The following is a 2,890-nucleotide window of genomic DNA, read 5'->3' as shown; positions in this document are numbered from 1 at the left end:
CCTGTTGCAGTGCCTGTTGATGTGTGCGGCGCTTTAAAATTGGCAGACAATAATTATGTGGGCGAATACCACCAACGAGTAAATCATTCCGGTTCATCAACAAGTGTTGCGGCGTCATCGTTGCTGCGACATTGCTGTTGGCGTTTTTCACGAACTCAACAGCATCCGCGGTTGTGATGTGCTCCAGCACAAGTTTTAAATTAGGGAAGCGCTCGGTAATTGGAATTAAATGGCGCTCTATAAATACGCGCTCACGGTCAAAAATATCAATATCGCTGTCGGTCACTTCACCATGCACAAGCAGTGGCACACCATATTCCTGCATAGCAGCTAACACTGGCTCTAATGCTTCAACTGACTTAACCCCCGCAGCGGAGTTTGTGGTTGCCCCCGAGGGGTAGAGTTTGAAACCGATAATGTGGTCATTAGCAGCGGCTTCGGCAACTTGCTCAGGAGTGGTTTCAGCCGTGAGATACAAAGCCATTAACGGGTTAAAGCTAACGCCTTCGGGCACCTCTTCCATAATCCTTGCCCGGTACTCTAAAGCCGCTGTTACGGTGGTAACCGGCGGAACAAGGTTTGGCATAACAACGGTGCGATGAAAAACAGTTGCCGAAGCAGGTACGGTTGTTTTCAACATAGCCCCGTCACGTAAGTGCAGGTGCCAGTCATCTGGTCTTGGAATGGTTAAGCTTTGCATAGTCACTTCTGGCTAAAAAATGATAAAGCCAGTATACCATTAAGTTCCTTAGCAAAAACCTTTAATCTGTATTCTATTTGAGCGTTTTAGCGCAACCCCATGGCTTCTTTCCAGTGCTTGCGACAGCATGAAACGTACCTATCGTTACCACCAATCGCAATTTGCTGCCCCATGCGAATGGCGTTGCCTTTTTCATCAACCCGCAAAGACATGGTTGCCTTACGCCCGCAGTGACATATGGTTTTCATTTCCACCAATTTGTCCGCTATAGCCAGCAACACCGCACTTCCCGGAAAGGCATTACCAAAGGCATCGGTCCGAATGCCGTAACACATCACAGGAATATTGTCGGTGTCGGCCAGGCTGGACAACTGCCAGACTTGCTCTTCACTTAGAAACTGAGCTTCATCAATTAATACGCAGTCAATTGCCTGTTGCATGTAGCGGGCACGCACAACCGCCGCCAAATCGGTTCGGTGAGTAAAGGACACCGCGTCACGGCCAATACCTAAACGCGACGCAATACGCTCTTTGCCGGCCCGATCATCTAAAGCCGGCGTCATCAATAACACATGCTGATCGCGCTCTTCGTAATTATGAGCCACTTGCAACAGCGAGGTACTTTTCCCCGCATTCATTGCCGAATACGTAAAATATAGAGAAGCCATTTTGTTCTATTTTTTTAGGTTATTGTGGTTAGATCCTGGCAGAGATTACCACGATTTTATGGCATTATGGGACAAAGCAACCTTAAGGCAGGAGTTCTCTATGCAATATTCCCCCGAATTTATTAAAGCCATTCCTAAAGCTGACTTACACCTGCACCTGGACGGCAGCCTCCGTGCCAGCAGTTTAATTGATATGGCTAAACGCGCTGATATCGAACTCCCTAGCTATACCGAGGAAGGTTTATTTGATTTAGTTTTTAAGTCTCACTACAACAATTTGGGTGAGTACCTCAATGGTTTTCAGTACACCTGCGCAGCCTTGCGTGACCTAGAAAATCTGGAGCAAGCCTCTTATGAGTTAGCCGTCGACAATCAGAATGAAGGGGTTAATTACATCGAGGTACGCTTTGCACCGCAATTGCTAATGGACCCGAGCAAAGGCGTGACCTTCGATACCATTATGCACGTCGTTAACGACGGTCTTTTACGGGCGAAGAATGAATACAATAGCAGCGCCGACGTAAAGAATGGCGATAAACCGCCATTTGAATACGGCATTATCAACTGCGCAATGCGCATGTTTGGTAAAAAAGGATTCTCACCCTATTACACGCAAATGTTCCAGCTAATGCGTGACTTTGAATCCATGCAGGTGATTAAAACAGCGGCAATGGACTTAGTCCGCGCCAGCGTTCGTATGCGCGACGAAGAAGGCATGCCTATTGTGGGGCTGGATATTGCAGGGCAAGAGATTGGCTACCCGGCAGGTGAGTTTAAAGAAGTGTATGAATACGCTCACGAAAACTTTTTACTCAAAACCGTGCACGCGGGCGAAGCTTATGGTGCTGAAAGCATTTTTGAAGCCTTAACCAAATGCCATGCCGACCGCTTAGGACATGGCTATTCGTTATTCTCGCCTGAAATGACCCAGGACCCGTCTATAGAAGACCCAAAAGCTTATGGTGAAAGCCTGGCCTCTTATATTGCTGACCGCCGTATTGCCGTTGAAGTTTGCCTGACCAGTAATCTGCAGACCAACCCGGAAATCGGCGACATTAAGAACCATAACTTCCAGCACATGCTGGACCATCGTCTGGCCACTATCATTTGTACCGACAACCGTTTGGTATCACGGACCACGGTCAGTAATGAATACCAGTTAGCTCTGGACAACTTTGATATTCCATTGAAACGTCTGAAAGACATGGTCGCCTACGGCTTTAAGAAAAACTTTTTCCCGGGCCGCTATGTAGAAAAGCGTGATTACGCCAAGCAGAACCTGGCCTACTTTGACAAAGTTGTTCAGCAGTTTGGGCTGAAATAAACAGGCAAAAATAAAAAAGGCTCCACAAGGAGCCTTTTTTATTACCTGACATTTTAACGACAACCTTAGAATGGAATGTCGTCATCAAAGTCGTTGTCCGGTGAAAACGGTGCAGGTTCTGCCGGTTTCTGTTGAGGCTGTTGATTTTGCGGCTGCGCAGGCTGAGGTGCCGGACGTTGTTGCTGCTGCGATGGCTGC

The 2,890-nt window shown here is 47.5% G+C and carries 3 protein-coding genes; 1 reads left to right on the top strand and 2 read right to left on the bottom strand.

The genetic code is table 11. The features are described 5' to 3' along the window. A partial coding sequence (gene pyrC / locus B3180_RS12315; protein ID WP_286844865.1) for a dihydroorotase occupies nt 1-700 on the bottom strand: 700 nt, incomplete at its 3' end. 86 nt (nt 701-786) lie between these two features. Further along, the gene (locus B3180_RS12310; RefSeq protein WP_278358285.1) at nt 787-1,368 is read right to left on the bottom strand and encodes a thymidine kinase; all 582 of its coding nucleotides are present in this window, start codon (nt 1,366-1,368) and stop codon (nt 787-789) included. Nucleotides 1,369-1,468: 100 nt separating this feature from the next. Here B3180_RS12310 and B3180_RS12305 point away from each other — a divergent pair, with 100 nt between their 5' ends. Continuing rightward, on the top strand, nt 1,469-2,692 hold the full coding sequence (locus B3180_RS12305) for an adenosine deaminase family protein (protein ID WP_271331823.1): 1,224 nt from the start codon (nt 1,469-1,471) through the stop codon (nt 2,690-2,692). Nucleotides 2,693-2,890: the final 198 nt, after the last annotated feature.

The organism is Idiomarina sp. UBA4206, from assembly GCF_002383015.1.
GTDB classification, from domain to species: domain Bacteria; phylum Pseudomonadota; class Gammaproteobacteria; order Enterobacterales; family Alteromonadaceae; genus Idiomarina; species Idiomarina abyssalis.
The sequence above is the reverse complement of the archived record's forward strand: the minus strand, read 5'-3'. Positions and strand labels throughout refer to the sequence as shown.